Origin of the sequence: Pseudomonas sp. PLMAX (genome assembly GCF_046042685.1) — a bacterium.
In the GTDB taxonomy this organism is placed as follows: Bacteria; Pseudomonadota; Gammaproteobacteria; order Pseudomonadales; family Pseudomonadaceae; genus Aquipseudomonas; species Aquipseudomonas putida_AE.
On the sequence record NZ_CP064949.1, the window covers coordinates 6,096,745 to 6,120,323 of the forward strand.

Annotated in this window: 15 protein-coding genes; 5 read left to right on the forward strand and 10 right to left on the reverse strand. The window is 58.5% G+C overall.

The features are described 5' to 3' along the window. Window position 1: 1 nt before the first annotated feature. Window positions 2-943: a glycosyltransferase family 2 protein gene (locus DKB71_RS27740; protein ID WP_408598715.1), complete on the reverse strand. Its 942-nt coding sequence runs from the start codon at window positions 941-943 to the stop codon at window positions 2-4. Beyond that, window positions 940-1,314: a GtrA family protein gene (locus DKB71_RS27745; RefSeq protein WP_274074265.1), complete on the reverse strand. Its 375-nt coding sequence runs from the start codon at window positions 1,312-1,314 to the stop codon at window positions 940-942. Before DKB71_RS27745 ends, DKB71_RS27740 begins: the two co-directional genes overlap by 4 nt. 252 nt (window positions 1,315-1,566) lie before the next feature. On the opposite strand from DKB71_RS27745, the gene DKB71_RS27750 reads away from it, so the two are divergent. Further along, window positions 1,567-2,694, forward strand: coding sequence for an OpgC family protein (locus DKB71_RS27750; RefSeq protein ID WP_274074264.1), 1,128 nt, complete (start codon window positions 1,567-1,569; stop codon window positions 2,692-2,694). Window positions 2,695-3,702: 1,008 nt separating this feature from the next. On the opposite strand, the gene DKB71_RS27755 is transcribed toward DKB71_RS27750, so the two are convergent. Next, window positions 3,703-5,124 (reverse strand): amino acid permease, encoded by a 1,422-nt coding sequence (locus tag DKB71_RS27755; protein ID WP_274074263.1) that lies wholly within the window; start codon window positions 5,122-5,124, stop codon window positions 3,703-3,705. Between the two features lie 482 nt (window positions 5,125-5,606). On the opposite strand from DKB71_RS27755, the gene DKB71_RS27760 reads away from it, so the two are divergent. Beyond that, window positions 5,607-8,729 (forward strand): transglycosylase domain-containing protein, encoded by a 3,123-nt coding sequence (locus tag DKB71_RS27760; RefSeq protein WP_408598718.1) that lies wholly within the window; start codon window positions 5,607-5,609, stop codon window positions 8,727-8,729. Between the two features lie 151 nt (window positions 8,730-8,880). Beyond that, on the forward strand, window positions 8,881-13,923 hold the full coding sequence (locus tag DKB71_RS27765) for an NEL-type E3 ubiquitin ligase domain-containing protein (protein ID WP_408598720.1): 5,043 nt from the start codon (window positions 8,881-8,883) through the stop codon (window positions 13,921-13,923). Window positions 13,924-13,974: 51 nt separating this feature from the next. Here DKB71_RS27765 and DKB71_RS27770 read toward each other — a convergent pair whose 3' ends face one another. The 6 genes from DKB71_RS27770 to DKB71_RS27795 form a co-directional block, all read right to left on the reverse strand. Further along, window positions 13,975-15,231, reverse strand: a complete 1,257-nt coding sequence (locus tag DKB71_RS27770; RefSeq protein WP_408598722.1) for a hypothetical protein — start codon at window positions 15,229-15,231, stop codon at window positions 13,975-13,977. Between the two features lie 10 nt (window positions 15,232-15,241). Then, window positions 15,242-15,742, reverse strand: coding sequence for a CS1 type fimbrial major subunit (locus tag DKB71_RS27775; RefSeq protein ID WP_408598724.1), 501 nt, complete (start codon window positions 15,740-15,742; stop codon window positions 15,242-15,244). A gap of 4 nt (window positions 15,743-15,746) precedes the next feature. After that, window positions 15,747-16,487 carry a molecular chaperone gene (locus tag DKB71_RS27780; RefSeq protein ID WP_323606921.1) on the reverse strand — a complete coding sequence of 247 codons (741 nt, stop codon included), beginning with the start codon at window positions 16,485-16,487 and terminating at the stop codon, window positions 15,747-15,749. A 42-nt stretch (window positions 16,488-16,529) separates the two neighbouring features. Beyond that, the gene (locus DKB71_RS27785; RefSeq protein ID WP_408598727.1) at window positions 16,530-17,786 is read right to left on the reverse strand and encodes a hypothetical protein; all 1,257 of its coding nucleotides are present in this window, start codon (window positions 17,784-17,786) and stop codon (window positions 16,530-16,532) included. A 33-nt stretch (window positions 17,787-17,819) separates the two neighbouring features. Then, window positions 17,820-20,342, reverse strand: coding sequence for a TcfC E-set like domain-containing protein (locus tag DKB71_RS27790; RefSeq protein ID WP_408598729.1), 2,523 nt, complete (start codon window positions 20,340-20,342; stop codon window positions 17,820-17,822). A 110-nt stretch (window positions 20,343-20,452) separates the two neighbouring features. Further along, entirely contained in the window at window positions 20,453-20,950 is a 498-nt protein-coding gene (locus DKB71_RS27795; protein ID WP_408598731.1) for a CS1 type fimbrial major subunit, read from the reverse strand. A gap of 490 nt (window positions 20,951-21,440) precedes the next feature. Between DKB71_RS27795 and DKB71_RS27800 the strand changes: the two genes are divergently transcribed. Together DKB71_RS27800 and DKB71_RS27805 are read left to right on the forward strand one after the other, a co-directional pair. Next, window positions 21,441-22,016, forward strand: a complete 576-nt coding sequence (locus tag DKB71_RS27800) for a PadR family transcriptional regulator (RefSeq protein WP_274074256.1) — start codon at window positions 21,441-21,443, stop codon at window positions 22,014-22,016. Further along, on the forward strand, window positions 22,013-22,798 hold the full coding sequence (locus DKB71_RS27805; protein ID WP_274074255.1) for a siderophore-interacting protein: 786 nt from the start codon (window positions 22,013-22,015) through the stop codon (window positions 22,796-22,798). Before DKB71_RS27800 ends, DKB71_RS27805 begins: the two co-directional genes overlap by 4 nt. 438 nt (window positions 22,799-23,236) lie before the next feature. Here DKB71_RS27805 and DKB71_RS27810 read toward each other — a convergent pair whose 3' ends face one another. Next, on the reverse strand, window positions 23,237-23,407 hold the full coding sequence (locus DKB71_RS27810; protein ID WP_408598734.1) for a hypothetical protein: 171 nt from the start codon (window positions 23,405-23,407) through the stop codon (window positions 23,237-23,239). Window positions 23,408-23,579 lie beyond the last annotated feature (172 nt).

Sequence of the window (23,579 nt, forward strand, 5' to 3'; positions counted from 1 at the left end):
GCTAGGGTTTGCGCCTGTCTTTGCCGCCGACGATGTCCTTGACCACATAGCGCGGCCGGTGCTTGGCTTCGATGTAGATCCGCCCGACATACTCACCGAGGATGCCGATGCCGATCAGTTGAACGCCGCCGAGAAACAGAATAGCGGTCATCAACGAAGGGTAACCGGGCACGCTGTTACCGAAGAAAATCTTGTCCAGCACCATGTACACCGCATAGAGCACGGCAAAGATCGACACGCATCCGCCGACATACGTCCATAACCGCAGCGGCACCGTGCTGAACGAGGTCACGCCTTCCAGCGCCAGGTTCCACAGTTTCCAGCCGTTGAACTTGCTATCCCCCGCCACCCGCCGGGCGCGTTCGTACTCCACCACCACGGTGTTGAAGCCGGCCCACGACAGCACGCCCTTCATGAACAATTGATGCTCGGGCAAGGTGCGAATCACGTCCACCACCTTGCGATCCATCAGCCTGAAATCCCCGACGTTTTCCTCGATCCGGGTGTAGGAAATTCGATTCAACAGGTGGTAGAACAGCGCTGCGCTGTGGCGTTTCAAGTAACTGTCGGCGGCGCGGTCGCGGCGCTTGGCCAGTACCACATCCGCGCCTTTTTGCCATTGTTCGATCAACAGCGGGATGACGCTGATCGGGTCCTGCAAGTCTACATCCATGGGGATCACCGCATCGCCGCTGGCAAATTCCAGCCCGGCAAACAGCGCCGGTTCCTTGCCGAAATTGCGCGAGAAATTGATCAGCAGGACCTGTTCGTCCACCTGCGCCAGGGCCGCCACCTGTTCGGCCGTGCTATCGGAGCTGCCGTCATTGATGAACACGATCTCGACTTCGGTCGCGTCGAGTTTCAACTCTCGTCGTACCGCCTGGTAAAACAGATTGATCGCCTGTTCTTCGTTAAACACCGGGACGATAAGCGAAACCTTCATACGTCACGCTCACGGAACACCACGTACTTGGAAAACAGGAAACCGAACACCAGGCTCAACGCAGAAAACAGCGCCACGGTCAGCAACCCATGCAACCGCCAGACATCGCCGACATGGCCGACGCCCAGGCTGAGCGCCCCCATCGCCAGCATGAACAACAGGTAACCGCCGACTGACGCCTTGGCATCAAACGTATAGAGCGCATTCATATAAAAGGAAAACGAGGCCGCTACGCAAAAGGCTGCCAGGTTGCTGGCCGCTTGCGTCAAGCCGAAGCCCACGCTCAAGAGAAAAAAGATTTGCCAGTGAATCAGCGTATTGGCGACGCCGATCACGGTGTAGCTGGACAAGCCCTTGTATGAAAGTCTCACGTGACGCTCCTGCGATTGAACGCTGCTCACACAAACATTTGAGCTTGTCTACTGTCAGAAATCGCAGGAATACCGACCTTTCAGACCAGCGGTCGGGCTCTGCGCCCACCTCAAGAGACATCCCGCAATACCCCGCCTTTGCAATTACCAGCGAATCAGTCCACCCTGCGCGCCGCCAATAGGCGGCAAGCAACTTTTTGCGCCTTCGGCCCATCCTTTGTTCAATACCTGTTTACCAGCGAGCCTGCCGTCATGACGTTAGCGCGCGATCACCGGATCGATTTTTTTCGCGGCCTGGCACTGATCTTCATTTTCTGGGATCACGTGCCCCACAACCCCTTGGGTCAAATCACCCTGCGCAACTTCGGCTTCAGCGATGCCGCCGAAGTCTTCGTGTTCCTGGCCGGTTACGCGGCCGTCCTGGCCTACGGCAAAGTCCTTGCGCGGGAAGGTTTGCTGATCGCCTGGGTGAAAATCCTGCGCCGCGCCTGGGTGCTCTATGTGGTGCACATCTTCCTGCTGGCGATGCTGATGGGCATTGTGTTCTTCGCCAACAGCCATGTGGAAACCCGCGACCTGGTGGAAGAAATGGGCATGCACCATTTCATCAGCGACCCCCAGCAGGCCTTGATCGATGAGCTGCTGTTGCGCTTCAAACCGAACCTGATGGACCCGCTGCCGCTGTACATCGTGCTGCTGGCGGGCCTGCCGCTGGTGCTGCCGATACTGGTGCGCAAGGTCTGGCCGGTGGTGGCGGTGTCCTTTGCGCTGTACCTGACCGTACCGTTGTTTGGCTGGAACCTGGCCGCGATCAAGGATGGCGTGTGGTACTTCAACCCCGTGGCCTGGCAACTGCTGTTTATCCTCGGCGGCGCGGCGGCGATTCATGCTCAACGCCCACGTTTGCCCGACACCCGGCCGCTGGTGCGCCAGCCGTTGTTCATGACGGCGGCGGTGTATGCATTGATCGCCGCGGTGCTGACGGTCGCCTGGCGCTGGCCGCAGATCCACGACGCCCTGATGCCTGCGAGCCTGAGCAATCTGCTGTACCCGATCAGCAAGACCAACCTGTCGCCTGTGCGCCTGTTGCACTTCCTCGCGCTGGCCTACGTCGCCGCGAAACTGTTGCCCGACACCGGCTGGACGCAAAACTGGCTGGCACAGCAATGCTGCCGCATGGGGCGTTTTTCCCTGGAGATCTTCTGCCTGGGCGTGTTGCTGGCGCCCCTGGCGGACATGCTCAATGCGCTGACGGACGATGCGTTCGCCATGCAGGTCTTCACCGCGTTGGTGGGGGCTGGGTTGATGGCGTTGCTGGGGGCGTGGCTGGAATTCAACAAGCGCTTGAATCGACCGGCTCCCGCCGTCGCCGCCTTGTAGGATCTGGCTTGTCGAGTCGCCGCATCGCAGCGAAGACGGCCTTGAGTGTTACGCTGGTCTTCCGGGCACCTTCGCTGCCAAGCCAGCTCAGGTTGATTGGCGGCGTGCCCAAGATCTGTACGCGCTGGTGATCCCCTGTGGGAGCCTGCTCGCGATGGCGGTGGGTCAGATGACATCTTGATTGACTGATCAGCAGTCATCGCGACCAGGCTCGCTCCTACATTTTGATTGGCGCCGTGCACAAGATCTGTGTGCACTGGAGATCCCTTGTAGGAGCAAGCTTGCTCGCGAAAGCGGTGGGTCAGATGACATCTTAATTGACTGATCAGCCGTCATCGCGAGCAAGCTCCCACACATTTTGATTGGCGCCGTGCACAAGATCTGTGTGCACTCGAGATCCCTTGTAGGAGCAAGCTTGCTCGCGAAAGCGGTGGGTCAGATGACATCTTGATTGACTGATCAGCCGTCATCGCGAGCAAGCCCGCTCCCACAGTTTGATTGGCGCCGTGCACAAGATCTGTGTGCACTGGAGATCCCTTGTAGGAGCAAGCTTGCTCGCGAAAGCGGTGGGTCAGATGACATCTTGATTGACTGATCAGCAGTCATCGCGAGCAGGCTCACTCCCACTTTTTGATTTGCGCCGTGCACAAGATCTGTGTGCACTGGAGATCCCTTGTAGGAGCAAGCTTGCTCGCGAAAGCGGTGGGTCAGATGACATCTTGATTGACTGATCAGCCGTCATCGCGAGCAAGCCCGCTCCCACATTTTGATTGGCGCCGTGCACAAGATCTGTGTGCACTGGTGATCCCCTGTGGGAGCGAGGACAGCCACGGATCCATGCCAAACATAAAACATTGTAGGAGCCCGGCTTGCCGGCGAAGGCGGTCTTGAGTATTGCGCTGGCCTTTCGGGCTTCTTCGCTGCGATGCGGCGACCCGACAAGCCAGCTACAGGATGAAAAAAGCCCCGATCATTTGACCGGGGCTTTTGCATTTCAGGCGTTACGACTTACGAAGCCGAACCCACCGCACCTTGCGTCGCATTGGTCGGTTGCAGCTTGAACACATAGAACAACACCGTCAGCAGCACCAGGAACGCCGGGCCGACATACAGCGCCACGCGGGTGTCCGGGAAGTACGCCATCAGGCCGACCACCAGCACCAGGAACGCCAGCGCCAGGTAAGAGCTGATCGGGAACAGCCACATGCGGTACTTGAGGCCGGCACGCTCGCTGGCGCTCAGGCCTCTGCGGAACTTGAGCTGGGCCAGCAGGATCATCACCCAGGTCCAGATCGCGCCGAAGGTGGCAATCGCCGTCACCCAGACAAACACCTTCTCAGGCACCAGGTAATTAAGCAGCACGCCCAGCAGCAGGGCGCCGATCGACAGCAGCAAGGCGCGACGCGGCACGCCGTTGCTGGAGGTCTTGGCGAAACCGGCTGGGGCCTGGCCGTTCTGCGCCAGGCTGTAGAGCATGCGCCCGGTGCTGAAGATGCCGCCATTGCAGGACGACAGCGCGGCCGTGATCACCACGAAGTTGATGATGCCGGCGGCAGTCTTGATGCCCAGGCGCTCGAAGGTCATCACAAACGGACTGCCCTGGGTGCCAATTTCGTTCCACGGGTAGATCGACAGGATCACGAACAACGCGCCAACGTAGAACAGCAGGATCCGCCAGAACACCGAGCCGATGGCGCTGGGAATGGTCTTCTGCGGGTTCTTCGCTTCACCGGCGGTCAGGCCGATCATCTCCACGCCGAGGTAGGCGAACATGACCATTTGCAGGGACATCAACACGCCCTGCACGCCGTTTGGCATGAAACCACCGTGGGTCCAGAGATTGGAAATCCCCAGGGCCACACCGTCGTTGCCGAAACCGAAGGCGATGATGCCGATACCACCCAATACCATCGCAATGATGGTGACGATCTTGATCAGGGCGAACCAGAATTCGAATTCACCGAAGGCTTTCACCGCGATCAGGTTGATCGAGCCCATGCTGACCAGCGCGGCGAGCGCCCAGATCCAGCGCGGCACATCGGGGAACCACACGCCCATGTACACCGCCACGGCGGTGATTTCCGCGACACAGGTCACCAGCCACAGGAACCAGTAGTTCCAGCCGGTCAGGAAGCCCGCCAGCGGGCCGAGGTAGTCCTGGGCGTAACGGCTGAACGAGCCGGCGACCGGGTTGTGCACGGCCATTTCGCCGAGCGCGCGCATGATCACCAGGATGGCCAGGCCGCCAATGATGTAGGACAGCATGATGGCCGGGCCAGCCATTTCGATGGCCTTGGCCGAACCCAGGAACAGACCGACGCCGATACAGGCACCGAGCGCCATCAAGCGAATATGCCGTTCGCCGAGTTCGCGTTTGAGCGGGCCGCCTTGAGCGGTCTCGCCGTGGGGCAACTGATTGCCTACGGGCATGGGGTACAACCTCGTCTTGTTATTGGATATATCCACCGAGCGGCGAAGCGTTGACCGATAAGCCAGCGCCTCCCGTAACCGACCCTGCTTCATGGGCAGAACCGTCTTGCAGGGCAAAACCTGCGCGATCAGCGGGGGGTGCAGTATAAAAAGCTCGCGACAGAGATTTTCACTCTATAAATCACAAAAATCAGGTGTAAATCTCGGTAAAAGCGCTATCTACGGAGATGGATTGTCTGGGCTTTGTAGGATTTTTCGCTTTTGAAACGGCGGCGAGTATTGCACGGTATTGGTGCGTCGTCATGTTTCGGTATTCCTCTGGACGCCTCTGGATCAGCCCTGTAGGAGCTGCCGAGTGCAACGAGGCTGCGATCCTTTGACTTTGTTGTGTGAAAGCAGGATCAAAAGATCGCAGCCTGCGGCAGCTCCTACTAAGCTTCAAACAAGTCCGATCAATCTGCGCGTGAATGGATCAATCGACTATGGGCGCTTTAGAACAAACCGATTCGAGTAAAACCGTGGTCCAGACTGAACCTGTGGATGAAGCGCCAATACCTGAAAAACCTCCTCGCAGTCGCGTCAAGCACGGCTGGAAAGCGTTTTGGCTGTTAGTGGTGATCATTGCAATTGTCCTGGGCCTCGCGGCGTCCAAGGAGATGCGAACGTCACGGTTTCAAGCTCGGGAAGCCAGCAAGTTCGCCAAGACCCTGAGCTATGAACTCAAACCCGGTCCCACCGACTCGATCCGCTACCCTGGCGCTGGCCCCTTCGACCTGCGCCTGGGTTACAGCTCGCTGGGCGAGTTCCTGCCGCGCCTGCTCAAGCGTGATTACGTGATTTCCGCCCAGACCCGGTTTTCTCCTGCCCTGATGGACTACACGGGCAAGGGCCTGTTCGTGCCTTATGCGGAGAAAATCCAGGCGGGATTGTCGATCACCGATTGCCGCGCCAACCCCTTGTACCAGTACAAGTATCCGCAACAGCTCTATTCCAGCTTCGAGGCGATCCCGCCGGTGGTGGTCAACAGCCTGCTGTTCATCGAAAACCGCTTTCTGCTCGACCCACGCCAGCCCCTGGCCAACCCGGCCGTGGACTGGCCGCGATTCGGCATGGCGGCCTATACCCAGGTCGCCAAGATGCTGCACCTGCCTGGTCAATCGGCAGGCGGCAGTACCCTGGCCACGCAACTGGAGAAGTATCGGCACTCACCCGACGGATTGACCGTGTCGGGCGGGGAAAAGATTCGCCAGATGATTTCCGCCACCGTGCGCGCCTATCAGGATGGGCCGCAAACGCTCATCGCCCGGCAGAACGTGGTGCGCGACTACCTCAATAGCGTGCCGCTGTCGGCGGTGCCGGGCCACGGTGAGGTCCATGGCATGGCTGAGGGCTTGCGCGTGTGGTACGGCGCCGACTTCAACACGGCCAACAAAACCCTGGCGAGCGACGCCACGGATGCAAAGAGCCTGGCGGAAAAAGGCCTGGCCCTGCGCGAAATGCTGTCCTTGATGATTGCCCAGCGCCGACCTTCCCATTACCTGACCAAAGGTCGCGATGAACTGGCCGACCTCACCGACAGCCACATTCGCCTGCTGGCACAAAACGGCGTGATCGATGCGCCCTTTGCCGCCGCGGCATTGGCGAGCAAAGTGACCTATCGCGACTGGGCCACCCAACCGACCATTCAACCAATCGAAACCAACAAGGGCATCAGCGTGGCACGCAGCCGCCTGGCCGGGCTGCTCAATCGTCCGCTGTACGATCTCGACCGGCTCGACCTCTCGGCCACCAGCACCCTGCAAGGCGACCTGCAAACCCAGGCCACCGCCTACCTCAAGCGCCTGGCCGACCCGGCCTATGCCGCTGAAATCGGCCTGATGGGCGAACGCTTGCTGACCCCCACCAGCACCACCCAGGTGCGCTACAGCTTCACCCTGTTCGAACTGACCCCGGATGGCTCGCGGGTGCGGGTACAGACCGACAGCACCGACCAGCCGTTCGATATCAACGAAGGCAGCAAGCTGGAACTGGGCTCTACGGCAAAAATGCGCGTGCTGACCACCTACCTGCAGATCATTGCCGAGCTGCACGACAAATATGCCGAGATGAGTGTCCCGGACCTGAAGAAAGTCGAGGTGCCGGAGCAGGATCGCCTGAGCCGCTGGGTGGTCGACTACCTGATCCAGAACAAGGACCACGGCCTGCAACCCATGCTCGGCGCCGCGCTGGATCGCAAGTACTCCGCCAGCCCCGGCGAAGCGTTTTTCACCGGTGGCGGCTTGCATGTGTTCCATAACTTCCGCAAGGAAGACAACGGGCGCAACCCGACCTTGCGCGATTCCCTGCGTGAGTCGATCAACCTGCCGTTCATTCGCCTGATGCGCGACCTGGTGCGCTACACCACCTATTCGGGCCCCAACAACCGGGCCGAACTGCTCAAGGATGATCGCGACCCTCGGCGCCAGGAATACCTGGCCTCGTTCGCCGACCGCGAAGGCACGTCGTTCCTGCTCAAGTTCTGGAAGAAATACAAGAACAAGGACACCCAGGCGCGGCTCGAGACCTTCCTCGACAGCATGCGCCCGACCCCCATCCGCCTGGCCGCCGTGCACCGTTACCTGTTACCCCAGGCCAGCCAGCAAAGCTTCAACACCTTTGTGCGTTCGCACCTCACAGGCGAAAAGTCCACCGACAAGGAGAAACTCACCGACGAGCGTCTCGAACGCCTGTACCTCGCCTATGGCCCCGGCACCTATGACTTGCCCGACCAGGGCTTCATCGCCAAGGTCCACCCGTTGGACCTGTGGATGATGGGCTACCTGCTGACCCACCCGGACGCCACGTTCAAGGACATCGTCAAGGCCAGCCAGTTCGAGCGCCAGGAAGTCTACAGCTGGTTGTTCAAGAGCCGTCACAAGGGCGCCCGTGACAACCGTATCCGCACCATCCTGGAAATCGAAGCGTTCCTCGACATCCACCAGCGCTGGCAGAAAGTTGGCTATCCGTTCGATCACCTGGTGCCCTCGCTGGCCACTGCCATCGGCAGCTCCGGTGACCGGCCGGCGGCGCTGGCCGAGCTGATCGGCACCATCCTCAACGACGGTGTGCGCATGCCGACGCTGCGCATCGACAGCCTGCACTTCGCGGCGAACACACCCTACGAAACCAAGCTGATCAACGACCCGGACGTCGGCAAACGGGTGATGCCATCCGAAGTCGCCACGGCCATGCGCGAAGCCTTGTCGCAGGTGGTGGATGCCGGTACGGCCAGACGTTTATCCGGCAGTTTCATCACCCCGGATGGCAAGGCGTTGGCCATGGGCGGCAAGACCGGCACCGGCGACAACCGTATCGAAGCCATTGGCTCCGGTGGGCGAATTCTCAGCTCCAAGTCACTCAACCGCACGGCCACGTTCGTGTTCTACATCGGCGACCATCATTTCGGCACCCTGACGGCATTCGTGCCGGGGCGCTCGGCCGAGGCGTTCACGTTCACTTCGGCGTTGCCAACCCAAGTGCTCAAAGGAATGGCGCCGATTCTCACCCCTTATTTGCAACCAGGGAGTAATACACAGTGCCTGCCCGTAGAGGTGGCACGGCGTTGAGGAACCCGGGTAGTAATTAATTATTTTCGGCATGGAAAATCCCGCTGTTTCGTACGGACGAACAGCGGTTTAACAGCAAGAATTCAGACTTTTACTTTGGGCGATGGAAGATAGGCTGGTGACTTCCATTGGTACTCAAGGTTTATTAAAAGTGAATGAACTACAAGGACGTACAACCGACAATAATGGCCGCCACTACGATTTCATTAAAAATCGAATTCCTTCTGTCATCCAGGCTGCTTCCCTGCAGCGGATACAGGCACTGGACGCCGCCAAAAAGGGCCCCTCGCGCTGGGTCACGACAGCCTCGAACTACAATCACAACCGGCTGAAAAATGCCAACCTGGAACTCTGGGCAACACACAACAAGGTCGATAAGGCCCTGGACAAGCTACAAAATATTTACGAATTCGCCGAACCGCTATTAAGTGCGGCCCTGAAAAAACAATACGGCGTCGATGACGACGTTCGAACAACTTACTTACATCTTTACTTGCCTAAAGAACGACCCTGGTATGCCCTCAATATCTCAAGTGGCGTCACCACTCGTACTGTTTCCCTGCTGGACGCCGCCTTGCATAACTTCGCCCTCTCCGAAACCTGCGAAGCGGATTCCGATTTCATCAGTCAGCCCGATGAACGCGGACTGTTCGACATCAAACCGATCAAACGCAAAATGTCGATTGCCCAGTTCCAGACCCTGTGTCGCGAACTGGACATCGGCGCGCAATACACCGAACACCTTGAAAGCTTTTTGCTACCCGGCGATCCGGTCGCAGAGACTTACCTGAAACGCAGCGTGGTCAAAAGCCAAAAAGCCGCGTTCACGGCGGCTGCACAACTGGCCGTGATGACTGGCGACATTCAGCGCGACACCCTTCAGCTCGTACTGGCCATGCTCGATGGCCAGCGCAACCTCACCTTCAAGGGCAAAATAGTACAGTTCGGCGAATTGTCGATCATGGGTACGGCGCTGACCGGCATCGTGCTGATTTCGCCAGACCTTGAGCGAACCCGCGAGGTCGCGCCGATCATCGCTTACCTCCCTCACGATCCGGAACATCCCCTTAAGGAGTACCCGTCGGTCACCGACTTCCTGAACGAACTGACTCGCCAGTTGCGCGATAACAACTTCATCCCTTCCAGCGGCATGACCTATCGTCAATACTTCAGCCAGTTCGTCGATCAGCCCGAGCGCGGGGCGTTTTTTGCCGGGCTGCAGCAACGTCTGTTCACAATTGAATGGCATCAGAAGGAGCCCCTGGATCAACGCCCGACATGGCGCGAGGAGCCCGTGCCTACCCCGCACCTGCAGTTTGCGGTGACACCGGTCAGCGGTGACCTCTGGGAACATCTCTTTCAGAAAAAACTGAACAAGATCCTTAACGACGCCAAGCACATTGCCGTGTCCACCGCCGACACCGACAGCAATGCCCGCTGGGCCTGGTGGGACAATTTCAAAAAAGTAGTTTCCGACATCTTCAATGTCGCGCTGATGGTCCTCACCCCGTTCGTACCCGGCCTGGGCGAATTGATGATGGCCTATACCGCCTACCAGATCACCAGTGACGTTATCGAGTCGTTGGTAGACCTGGCCGAAGGCTTGTGGATCGAAGCCGCCGAACATATCGTGTCCGTGGTGACCAATGTCGTGGAGTTGGCGATTTTCGCGGCGGGGGCCGAGCTTGGGAAAATCCCCCGGCTGAGGCTCTCGGCATTTATCGAAAGCCTGAAGCCTGTCGTACTCCCCGAGGGTCAGACCCGCCTGTGGAACCCCGATCTCACCCCCTACGCGCTGCCAGACTTCAAGCTGCCGGCCGACAGCCAACCCGATGCATTGGGACTGCACACCCACGAAGGCAAGCACATCCTGGCGCTGGACAATCAGCATTACGAAGTCCAGCGCCAAGACCCGATAACACAGCGCTATCGCATCAAGCACCCACAGCGCCCGAACGCCTATTCACCTGAGCTCGAGCACAATGGCCTGGGCGCCTGGACCCATGAAGCTGAAAACCCGCGAACCTGGGACAGCCCGACGCTGATGCGTCGACTCGGCCATGGCGTGGACGGATTCAGTGATACCGAGCTTGAGCAAACCCGCATAATCAGTGGTACCGAGGACGGCGAGCTGCGTCGGATGTACGTCGACAACACCCCGCCACCACCGCTCCTGGCGGACAGCCTCAAGCGCTTGCAACTGCAGAAGCAGACCCGCCAAGCCATCGAAAACATCCGCACCGGCGACGCGCTTGAACCGACCGCTTACTGGTTCGAACCGCTGGCGACTTATCTGGACGGCTGGCCCACGGAAAAAGCCCTGAAGGTCTACGAAAACGCCGATCTCACAGGACACTCTCGTCACTATGGCAATGCCGAGGCAACGCCGGCGCAAACCCTGTCCGTCAGCCTCTCTCACATCACCAGCGGTGAACTGCCACAAAGCCTTGTCGATTTTCTGAGTAAAGAAGAACTGCGCGACTTGATCGGCAGTCACCCCGCCAAGCAGGAGCAGCTTCAGGCCTTGCGCAATCGCCTGGCTGATCTGGCCAACAGCCTCGAACCGGATATTTTCAATCAGCTCTACCGGGCTGCGCAAAGCTCCGACACCCCCTCCGTTCAACTGCTTTGCACCACGTTCCCGGACTTGCCGGCCAATGTGGCGCAGACGCTGCTGACCCGTGCCAGCGCCACCGAGTTTGAACGCATGACGGACCATCAACAGATACCGTTGCGCCTGAAATCCCTGGCCCGTGAAGCAGCCTTCGAAGCACAAACCAATCATGCCTACGAAGGGTTCCAGGATGATGTGCAGATGGTGGCGGACACGGAACGTTTGGTGCTGAACACCCTGAGGGTTTTCACCGATTCGTTCGGTGATTTGCGTATCGAAGTCCATGACGGCACGTACGACGGTGACTTGCGTTGCAGTGTTGGCCCTGAGGACGCTTCGACCCTGCGCAAACTGATCAGGGAGCAGCCGGGAAAATATGCCGTTTATGACGCTTCAAACACCCCACTGCATGCAGCCGATGATTTTTACCAGGCAGTGCTCAACGCGCTACCCGCCGACCAACGTGCTCGCCTGGGCTATCGACCCGGCCAGGGCGCCCAATTCAAGCAGTGGGTGATGGTGAAAACCGAGGCACCGGCTGAACGTCGGACCGTGCTGGCTGAGCCACCGATTCGCGCGACCCAGGATTTGCAGACCGAACGGTTACTGCGTGGCCCGAGCCTTTCTACCGTTGCGCAGACGCCGGAAGAACGGGTGCGAGAGATCTATCCGCATTTCAATGAACGGGAGGTCGCGATATTTGTAGAGTCGCTGGGCGAGCCAGACGAAGCGCTCGAGACGCTCAAACGCCTGGAACGCGAACAGTACGAGCTGGGTGAAATTCTCGACAAATGGCGCAACCAGCAACCGGAGCACTGGGGCCCTGACAGGAACGGGTTTTTAAACGGTGGTGGGCAGCATATTGCCGACCGGCTCATGCAATGTTTCGAAAGGAAGTCGACCGTGTTCGGCGAGCGCAGCACGCGCCTTGAAGACGGCTACGTATTGGACCTCTCAGTCGAATTAAGCCGCTACGATCTCGAGTTGTGGTGGAAAAAGCTGCCGGATATTCAGCGCTACCTCGATCAGATAGAAACCCTGAACCTGGATCGCACGACGTTTTCCGCCAACGCCGGCGGCCTGCTGAAAAACTTTTCGAGACTACGACAATTGAGTGCCAGGGGCTGCCAACTGACGCAACTGCCGGAAGGTATCGGCGCCATGCACTATCTGCGAACCCTGCGCCTGATGAGCAACCGGATCAGGTTGACGCCGCGCGCTGTCGAGCACCTCAAGCACCTGACGCGCATGGAAACCATCAGGCTGGACGACAACCCGCAGCTGGGACTGATGCCAAACGTGGAGCGCATGCCAAAACTGAAGATCCTGAGCTTGAGCAATACCGGCGCGACCACCTGGCCTGAGGGCCTGTTCAACAAGCGCCGGCCGCGGGGTTTTCTACTGGACCTGATGCAAAACCCGCTCACCGAGATTCCAAGCGTGGTACCGGGTTCCGATGACGCGCGCCTCGTGGCGCGGGCACGGCTCTATGTGAAAGACCTCTCGGACGCCAATCGTATCGCCTACCAGGACTACAGACGCTCGGTAGGCCTGAATGCCGAGCAGTTCTATTCCGCCATCGCCGATCGAGCGATCGATCAATGGCCCATGTCGGACGACTCCCAGTGGTGGAGCGACCAGGCGACCGGATTGGGGACCTTCAGAGTGGAAGCCTGGCACGACTTGATTAACGAGCCTGGCGCCGAAGATTTTTTCGCCTTGATCCAGAAGCAGACGCGGTCTGCCGATTACCTTGCGGGAGGTGACCTGCGCCAACAACTCAGTGATCGGGTGTGGCGGATGATCGAAGCCATGGACCTGGACAGTGACCTGCGCACAGAGCTGTTCGAGATGGCAACATCGCCTACCACCTGCGCCGATGCCGGGGCCCAGGTGTTCAACCACATGGGCATCAAGGTGCTCGCAGCCGAAGCCTATGCCTTGTCGACGTCGGCTACCGTCCTGGAAAGCCAACTGGTCACGCTGGCAAAAGGTGCCGCGCGCCTGATGCGGGTCGATGACATCGCCCGTGCGGATTTCGGCAGTCGTACCGGTACGCCCGATGAAGTCGAAGTGTACCTGGCCTATGAAACCGGACTGGCTGAGCGCCTGGGTCTGCCGTGGCAATCACAGGCAATGCTTTATCGAGAAGTTGCCGGTGTCAGTGTCGAGACCCTCGACACCGCTTTTGATACGGTGATTTCGATGGGAGAAGGCGATGGCTTGATCAACGACATGCTCACCCAGACATTCTGGGAAACCTACCTGCGCAACACTTACCCGCGCGAGTTCCAGCGTAATGCCCGAAATTTCGAGCTCAAAAACGATTTGCTCGAAGAACTGCGGGACGCACAACGCGCCTGGTCTGAATCGCCAGGATCGTCGATTGAGCAACGACAAAAGAGCAAGCAACGGTTGCTGGACCTCGCCACGCAACTCAATGTTGCGCCAACCACCGTGCTCACCGCAGAGCGAATGAGCGACGCGGTGTACGAAGGGTTACAAAACGACATCGGTTATGAGGAACAACAACTGAGCAGGCGGTTGACCCGTGAGGCCCTGCAACGCGCCGGGCAGTAGTCGATCCCTGGCCAGGATACGCCCCTGAAGGTCACCTTCAGGGGCGTGCATTCATACCTCCGAATCCCAGATGACATTGACCCAACCCGAATACTGTCGTGACTGTCGCGGCTTGATCATCTCCCCTACTTCGTCGGGGGCAATCTCGAAATGCAGCGTTCCCGGTTTTCTGTCCACATAGATGCCTGGCTGAAACAGTTCGGTACCGCTGCCATCCAACAACAACCGACGGCGATTGATGGCTAACCCCTCGGCGTCGGTCAACCCATGGGGCAAGCTCACACTGACCAACAGCGGTACGGCATGGCCGGTCAGGGGTTCATACAACGAGCAGGTCTTGCTGTCTTGGGAATGCTGGCATTCCAGGCTCATCTTGAACCGCGAGCTGGCGGAGATGTTGAACGTCTGGTCGCGCAACAGACGCGTCGGCTTGCGCCCCTGGGTGAGCCAGGATTGCCAGCCACCCTGGGGGACCAGCTCCACGCGATTGCCGCCCGGTGGCACTTCGACTTTCAACGTGTGCTGGACCTCCAGCTCAAAGTTCAAGAGCATCTGGGGATCGTTGGGAACCATGACATCGCCCATATCGAAGTCGCCCCCGGGGCCGACGCGATAACTCAAGGTGCCCGTATAAGAACCTGATGACATGCCCAGTGGATTCGGCGTTCGAAGTTCGTAGGCGAAATCCAGATAGTTGTAAGCCATTGCCGAAATGGGAAACAGGGTCGTTTTGAGACAGGTACCCGCGACAGGCGTCCTCCAGAAAAAAGAGTAGGAGTAAGGGGAGTAGAATCCGACGCCACTGTACTCGCAGGGCGGGGGGGCATAGACCCAGCTCGATTGGGTCCACAATCTCTGGTGCGCTTCACCTTCCGGGGCACCTGTCAGATTGGCGGCCGTATCGCTTAGACTGTATTGTGAGCCGAACCCTGCAATGCGTACTTCCACTTGCTCCGACTCTCCTGTACTGATGTTCCTCACCGTCAGGGAGCGCCACTGTGCCGGCACGCTAAAGATGGCATTACTGCGTGGATCAGTGTCAGGCAGAAGCGGCCTGGTTGACTCGAACCTCAGGGGTAGCCGAATGCTGAACATGTTCAGCCGATTACACTCGACGGGGTTGGACACGCAATACCCACTGTTCGGTGTTTGATTGATGAACTTGTTGTCCATGGGCTTCGATGAATCCGGCCGAAACAGCGCCTTGATGTCCGTGGAAGCACCCATCGCTGGTTCAATGCTCCCTGCAAGCAACACCATGACCCAGGCTAAACGGCTGGTTTTTCCTGATATTTTTTTGAAGTTCATCGCCTTTCACTCAAGCCTCCGGCAATACCGCATTGAAGATCAAATTGACGCTGCCAAAATAGTTGCCGGGTTTGTAGACACCATCGGCAGGTGGCATGGGCAGGATTTCCAGCAACACCCGTTTACCCGGCGCCGCATCGCTCAGGGAAACCACTTCGCTGCTTTGCAGTTCGCTCAAAGCCGTGCCGTTGAACAGCACCTGCAAGCCGATGTCTTGGGCCGCGAATCCGTTGGACAAATAAGGCCGACCTTCAAGCCTGGCCTCTATGGCGCCCGCTTCGTTCTTGACGTCGAAATACTTGCGCAAGCCGCCCAGCGTCGAGGCGCTCAGGTTCCAGGGCAGTTGTTGTTCGCGGTGGATCCAGCCGGGGTCAGCGGGAATGACGTAAAACCCCAGGGTCGGAATGGTGACGAACACGTCGAACGTTTGCACTTCCCGGGCCGCAAATGCCGACAAGCTGGCCCACGCAAAGGTCGTAGCAACAAGCACCCGTGAAAGCTTCTTGAACATGGCGTTATCCCTTCACATCAAGTTTTTTGCTGCTCTGGCCTTCCACCAGCGTGAAGTGGTACTGACGACCCGCCTGTTTTTCGAAGGTGAACGTGCGGCCCGCGAGAATGTGGTGTTTGGTGGTGGGTTGGCAGTCTTGTTCGTTCTTGATCGAGCAGTCGCGAAACTCATCGACCACCACGACGGAATTGCCGTTGTTGCGGATTCGATAGTTGCCCGGGTCATTCTCGATGGCACTGTTGAAAACCGTGTCCTTGGGCCGGACAAAAAACACCGCGCCATAACCGGCCAACACGGTGACCCCGGCGGACAATTCCTTTTTATAGTCATCGCGCTCTTCACTGGAGACCGCGAACTCATCCTCTTTCTCGGGCACCACCGGCACGAAACGCACGCGGAAATAGCGCTCTTTGTCACGCTCGCCCATGAACAACAGGCGTGTGCCCTGCATGCCGTTGGCCGGCACGATCAGCCGCGCCGGGCTGGCCATCAGGCCATCGCGGGAATTGCCGTCGGCATGGGTCTTGAGCGGCACTTCCTGGGATGTGCCATCGGCGCTGTAGAGAATCTCGAGGATGTTGACCTTGACGAACGCCGTACTGTCGCCGCCATTGAATACGCGTTTCAAGAAGGTACTTTTGTCCCCGTCCAGATAGTCATACACGGTGCCGATATTGATGTTCGGGGCGGCCTGGGCCACCTGGGTGAGCAGACAAAAACCAACAGTTGCCAACAGACGTTTCATCGTCCTGTACCTCGTCGAATGGATGTGCAATAACGCAAAGACCTAGACTTCGGAGTCCCAGATAATCGTGACCTGGCCCGAGTAATGTCGCAGGCGTCGCGGCTGGATCATTTCCGCAACTTCGTTCTGGGCAATCTCGAAATGCAGCGTTCCCGGTTTACGGTCCACATAGATGCCTGGTTGGAATAGTTCGGTACCGCTGCCATCCATCAATAACCTGCGGCGGTTGATGGTTTGCCCGTCAGCGTCGGTCAACCCATGGGGCAGGCTCACGCTGACCAATAGTGGTACCCCATGTCCGGACCGGGGCTCATACAAAGAGCAGGTCTTGCTGTCTTGTGAGTACTGGCATTCCAGGTTCATTTTGAAACGCGAACTGGTGGAAATACTGAATGTCTGGTCGCGGAACAGACGCGTCGGTTTCAGGCCTTGTTGCAACCAGCTCTGCCAGCCATTCTGGGGTTCCAATTCAACGCGGTTACCACCAGGAGGAATCTCAACTTTCAATATGTGTTCAACATCCAGCACAAAGTCGAGCACGATCACGTTGTCTTCGGGCTGCATGATGTCGCCGAGATCAAAATCCTTATGGGGACCTACTTGAAACACGTGCTGGCCGGTGTACTGACCCGCGACCATTTGCAGCGGGTTGGGGGTCGTCAGCTCATAGGTGATGTCGAATGTCAGATAACGAAAGGGCTGTGGGATATTGACAAGCGCACGCTTGGCACACACCCCGGCACCCACCGGGTGTCTCCAGAAGCTGTTGAAACCAATGTCATCGCCCGCCCCGTCAAGACCTGTGCAAGGTGGCCCCGCGTGCATCCAGATTCCGTGTTCCCACACAAAATTGTGCCCGGCCCCATTCGTCAATTCTGGTGCGGGAAGTGGCAGCATGTAGGCGACGCCCATACCTGCAACCCGGAATTTGACAACTTGCGGCGGCGCGGTGGGATGCGTAACAACAATGTCCTGCCAGTCCGAGGGTATGTTGAACATGGCTCCCTGGCGTGGATTCGAATGCAGTCCCTGGATCGTGGCAATCGAATGGGAAGGAATCGGTAGTCGGAGGCTGAATAAATTGGCTTCGCGGCATTGCGATGGGTTATCCAGGCAAAATCCGCTGTTCGGCGTTTTGTTGATGAATTCGTTGTACTGCGGGTTTGTCGGATCCGGCCGGAAGGTGGCGCTGATTTGCTGAGTTACCGCCTCCACGGAAGCCGGCAGCAGCATCGCCAAGCTGAAAAAACACGCGGCGCTGCCACGCAACCGCTTCGGTAATACGCGAAAAAAATTCACTGTCCTGCCCCCTTGAAATACGTCCGAGACGGATTAACCCGCCTCCCCTTCCGCCTGCCCGATACCCGCCAACGTATCCGGCGTGCAGCGCAGATCGCCGATCATCAACACGTTGTTTTCAGTGCGCCCAAGGCTCGGGTCCAGGCGGAACTGGCAGAGCAACTGGTTACCGTGGCGCACCTCCAGCGTCGGTGAGCCTGCGTTCATTTCCATGGAGAAAAACCCGTCCACTTCACTCACGCCGCGGCTGGCGTGGTTGATGATGTGGTGGCCCTTGAGCGGATTGCCCTGGGGGTCGATCAAGCGACCGAGCACGGTGAGGGTTTTCATCACGCGGACCTGGCGATATTCCACGCCACCCTTGTTCAGGTGATAGCTCGAACGGGCGGGCTGGATGGTCGCGGCAGGCACGTGATTGCCCTCGAAATCGAAGCTCACCGAGCTGCTTCTGTAGGCGGTGATCGGCACGAAATTTCGCCCTGGGCGCAGCACCGCGCTGCCGCCACTGAGGTCGTCGGCACGCAGGGCAATGCCCTCGATATCGGACTCCACGTCGATGATCATGCCGGCGCCGTTACGGTGGTACTGGCTGGTCATGACCATTTTCTGTCCGCCAACGGCCACGGTGCTGTCCAGGTTCAGGCCACCGGTGAGGTCGTTGTTGTAGGACGAGCGCTGAATGAAACCGTCGCCGTTGATCAGGTCCGAGGTCATGGTCGCCATGGCGTTCAGACCGATGCCATAAGTATCGGTGATGGCTGTCGCCGAAACGCTCTGCAGCAGGTGATCCTGCAAGTCCTTGCGGTAGGTGACCGAGGCATTGTTGTCCCGCCCGCCATCGCGGTCGGTGCGCGAGCCGATGCTGCCCGAGATCTGCTCACCCGGCCCGCCCAGGGCCAGGGTCAGGCTCAAGTCGACGCCACGATTTCTATCGTCACCGGAGCTGTAACTGCCAGGCCGATCGAACAGCGACAGCCGCCAGTTGGCATCGCTGCCGAACAGGCGCGTGCGCTGGGTCCAGCCGAGATCGACGCCGGTGCCTTCGGTGTTGCCTTCACTGTGGGAGACCCGGGCGTTGAGGGAATTTTTACTGTCGAGCCGATGATTCACCGACAACGAAGAGTTGCTGGTCTGGCCGACAAACACGTTGCGCTGCCGTACCCGCGTACCATCGGGCAAGGTGTCGTAGAGTCGGGTCGTGTCGAGCCAGCTGCGGGTGTGGCTGGCGACGATGCTGCCGCTGCCGTAGGACCAGAGCCCCTGCACATCGAGGCCGGTGCCGTAGTCTTCGGTCTGGTAGACGTTGGCAAAGAGATTGGCATTGTTGACGATCGCCCAATCGACCGACGTGCCGTATTGCAACGTGTCGCGCACCTGCCGCCCGCTTAAGCCCAGGATGACCCGCGGGTGCAGCAGGAAGTTGAAGGCCGCGCCGGCGGTCATGTCGCCATCGTCCTGCTCGTCCCAGTTACTGAGCACCTTGGATTCACGGCCGGCAAACAGGTTGTAGCGCCAGCGCTCGTCGTGATTGCGCCAATTGTTGGGTTTGTAGATCAGCTCCTGTGTGCTGGAGGTGATCTGGCCGTCCTCGATCAGGCGCACTTCCACTTCATAAATGCCGCCCGGTAGCGGCCGGGTATCGAGGGTCTGCAATCCGGCCGGTACGGCCTGGGTATTGATCAACAGACCGTCGCGGTAGATTTCCACCGACCCCTGGCGATTGGCGGTGACGTAGACCGGATAGACCGCCGGTTTCGGGTTGTTGATGGCCAGGCTGTCGGAGCTGCCATACATGACGCCTACCGCGGTGTCGGGGCTGGTGCCGAACGTACGCGGTTGTCGGGTCAGGCCTTCGGACGAGGGCGTGAACAACCCCAGGCGCAGGAAGTTGCCCTCCAGTTCGCGTTGGGTGTACAGCTCGTTGACCGAGTGATAGAGCTGGTTATCCAGGCCACCCAATCGAGACAATTGAATGTTGGCCGCTTGCGTCCAGTTGCCCAGGCTGCTGCTGGCCTCCAGGCCATAACGCCCACCCAGGTCCTGATTCTGGCCACCATTGAGGTTCAACTGGTTGCGCACGATCAAGCCGGTACTGCCGCCTTCGGGCAGGCTGTAGTAACGCTGCACCTGGTCGTCGCGCTCGGCGTTTTCGGTCAGGATCGACACCAGGGAATTTTCCAGGCTGTAGTGCACGGCCAGCAGCTGTTCCGGGCACTTGGCCTGACACCCGCCCAACGCTATGCCTTGCTTGAGATAGCTCGACCAGGTATCGCGTTCACTGGCCTTGATGGAGCTGTCGCTGACATCAGTGAAGTCAACGAGGGTGATGCGATCGTCGCGCGATAACACGACCATCGCCTCACCGAGAAATTGTTGATCAAGTTCCACGCGCACCGCCAGCGGCACATCAAAGAAGTGCTCTTCAAACTCACTCGGTAAACCTTTGGCTTGCGCCAGCAAACTTCGAGGCGTCTGGCTGTTATCCATGGGCGCAGCCAGGGCGCTTGCACAAAAACACAGGGCAAGCGCCGTCGCGATGGGCGTCATCGGGAACATGAACGGAATTCTCTGAAGATAAATGCATTGAAACCCGATCGACGGACAGAAGTTACCCGTCGACCGGTATTTGTCATCAAACAGGGACAGTGCCCTGGTGAATAACCGTATTACTGGGTGACGCGAGGAATGGCGTCGAAGATCACCACTGGATTGGCGGTGTACAGGCCGGTCTGACCATCGCCCGGTTTGGCCGCCGCAATACGCATCTCGGCACGCATCCCGCCATTGGACTCGGTGTCACCCACCACTTCCTGAGAAACGCCGGTCAGTGTTACGTTGTTGAAGGTGTAGGTCAGTGGAATGTTTTGCGCTGGATTGCCATTGAACAATGGCTGCGGGCCGCCTTCGACGTAAGCATTCACCGAGCCATTGGTGTGCTGGATGTCGAACATGCCGGCCACATCGGTCAAGGTACCGGTGCCCAACTGGTACTGCATTTTTTCGTCTTTGCCGAAATCCGGGTTCACAGGCTGGGCATGGAACACCTTGCTCGGAATATCAGCGGTGATGTTGATGGAGGTGCGCGCTTCTTCCGCAGCGAACGCCATCGAAGTGCTGAGGGCCAGGAGGGTCATCGGGACGGCGATTGCAAACTTCTTGAACATTGTCGAGTACCTGTGTTTTCAAAGGATTGGTCTGTAGAAAGTTTTGATGATCCGTGCCAACAACCAGAATGATGGCGTTTCGGTTCAACTTTCGACACGGAGAATGATTGACCAATTTCCTAAGAAAGTAAGTACGAAAACTCTGCGCAACATGTAGTAAAAGTGACTCACGCATCGACAGAAAAAGCATTCAAATCAGACAATTACGACATTTACCCATCAGCCATATCCTACACACAGTTTTAGCTGAAAAAGCATACAGACAAAAACTAAAACAACTTCTGTAAGAACAATACTACTTACCCAACAACTAACGCCTAACAATAGTTGCATGCCTGATAATTAGTTTAATTACTCTAAAATAGCCAGCACTCCTTTCTCCCGCCGGACCGGCGGGCGCGGCGCTCCTACCGACCGCTGGTCAAAAAAGCTTGCACGGCCCATAAGATATATCTTACGTTGTATCTAGACACGACAGGAGAAGGAAAAAATGAGAGACCATCATTCCCCCCACCGCGAACACGGCGACGGTCGCGACGGCTTCGAAAAACGCCCCGGCCGCGAACGCGGCGGTCGCGGACCCCGGGTATTCGCCCCCGGCGACCTGAAACTGCTGTTGCTGGCCCTGATCGCCGAACAGCCCTGCCACGGCTACGACCTGATCCGCCAGATCGAAGGCATGTTCGACGGCGCCTACAGCCCCAGCCCCGGTGTGATCTACCCCACCCTGACCTTTCTGGAAGAAAGCGAAATGATCCAGGGCGATGCCGAAGGCGGGAAGAAACGCTACAGCGTGACCGACGCCGGCCGCCTGTCCCTGAGCGATCAGGCCATCGCCCTCGAAGGCGTGCGGGTGCGCATCGATGTCAGCAAGCGCTCGTTGCGCGGCCACGATCGTCCGCCGGAAATCCACGAGGCTGTGCATAACCTGCGCCATGCCCTGCAACTGCACCACGGTCGCTGGAGTGCGCAAGAAATCCAGCGCGTTGCCACCCTGCTCAACAACACCGCCAAAGCCATTGTCGACGGCCCAGCCGTTCAGGCTGGCCAGGAGATCGCCGAATGACCGCAGTCGATACCTCAACCATTCACCGTGTGATGCACGAGATCAAACGTCGCAAACTTGAAGTCCTGCGCGTCGTCGACCTGACCCCGCGCATGCGCCGTATTACCTTGGGCGGCCCTGAGCTGGCCGGTTTCATCAGTCTCGGCACCGACGACCACGTCAAGCTGCTGTTCCCGCAGGACGCGGCGCAACAGGCGGCACTGGACACCCTGGTACTCGGCGCCGGCAAGGACGACGGCCCAAAGCCGGCCATGCGCGACTACACCCCGCGCCGCTACGACCTGGATGCCCTGGAGCTGGATATCGATTTCGTCCTGCACGGCGACGGCCCTGCCTCGACCTGGGCCGAACAGGCTCAGCCCGGGCAGTTCCTGCACATCGGCGGGCCACGGGGTTCGATGATCGTGCCGGACATCTTCGACAGCTACCTGCTGATCGGCGACGAGACCGCCCTGCCCGCCATCGCCCGACGCCTTGAAGGCCTGGCGGCCAATCGCAAGGCGCTGGTGATTGTCGAAGTGGAAAACGGCAAGGAACAGCAGGTGTTGGAGAGTGCTGCCGAGGTCAATGTAATCTGGGTACTGCGCGAAGGCGGCAAGGATCATCTGCTGAGCACCGTACGCCAGATCCAGGTGCCCGCCGGCAGCCTGTACGCGTGGGTGGCGACCGAGAGCAAAGTGTCGCGGCAGATTCGTCGGGTGTTGCTCGATGAGCATGGGCTGGATGAGCAGTTCGTCAAGGCCGTGGGTTACTGGCGGCTGGATGACAGCGACGAGGAGTGACCGGCTTCAGGGCCCCATCGCCAGCAGGCTGGCTCCCACATGGGATCTGTGTACACCACACCCTAGTGGGAGCCTTGTGGTGCCATGCTGGTTCAAATGATGGTGAGTAAAATCGGGTCTGAGTCTGTAGTCAGACTCGATCCCCCCACTCCCTGATAACGCAATGGCTCGGTTCGACCCTTGAATCTTTGCAACTGCGCCAGGGACAGCTCGACCTCCAGGTCTTGGCTCTGTTGATATTCACCGTCTTCCGGTTCTGCATCTGGCGATGAGGGTACCCACTCGCCTGCGGCGATGTCGGCACCTTTCAATTCGGGGTCTTCGGGATTACCCAGAATGGGGTAGACCCTGCCTTCCGGATAAAGCTGTGCTGTATTGGAACTGTTAGAAATAACAGTTCCGACCAGTGGTGCAATGCAGAGGTCAGGCGCTGCGGGTTCAGGGCAATTCGGGATTTTCTACCCGTCCCGTCAGATAATCGACGCGTTCGACGCTGCCATCACCCAATACGTAGAATTTTTTTCGTAGGATTTTCCAGGTGGTTCCCGGCATCCAGTCGAATTCGACATAGTCTTCATTGTTGACATGGAGGTCGAACACTTGGGACATCTCGTAAGCCATCTGTAGTGTTTCGGTTGGAAATACAAATTGATGTCTTATTGGCATGGCTGAATACCCCAGCAGTGATTGAACTGCCGATTTAGCCTGCCTCGTTGACCGCGCATAACTGTTAGAAGTACCAGTTACGAGGAGCTGCCACGTTCGTTTCCACACGAATGGG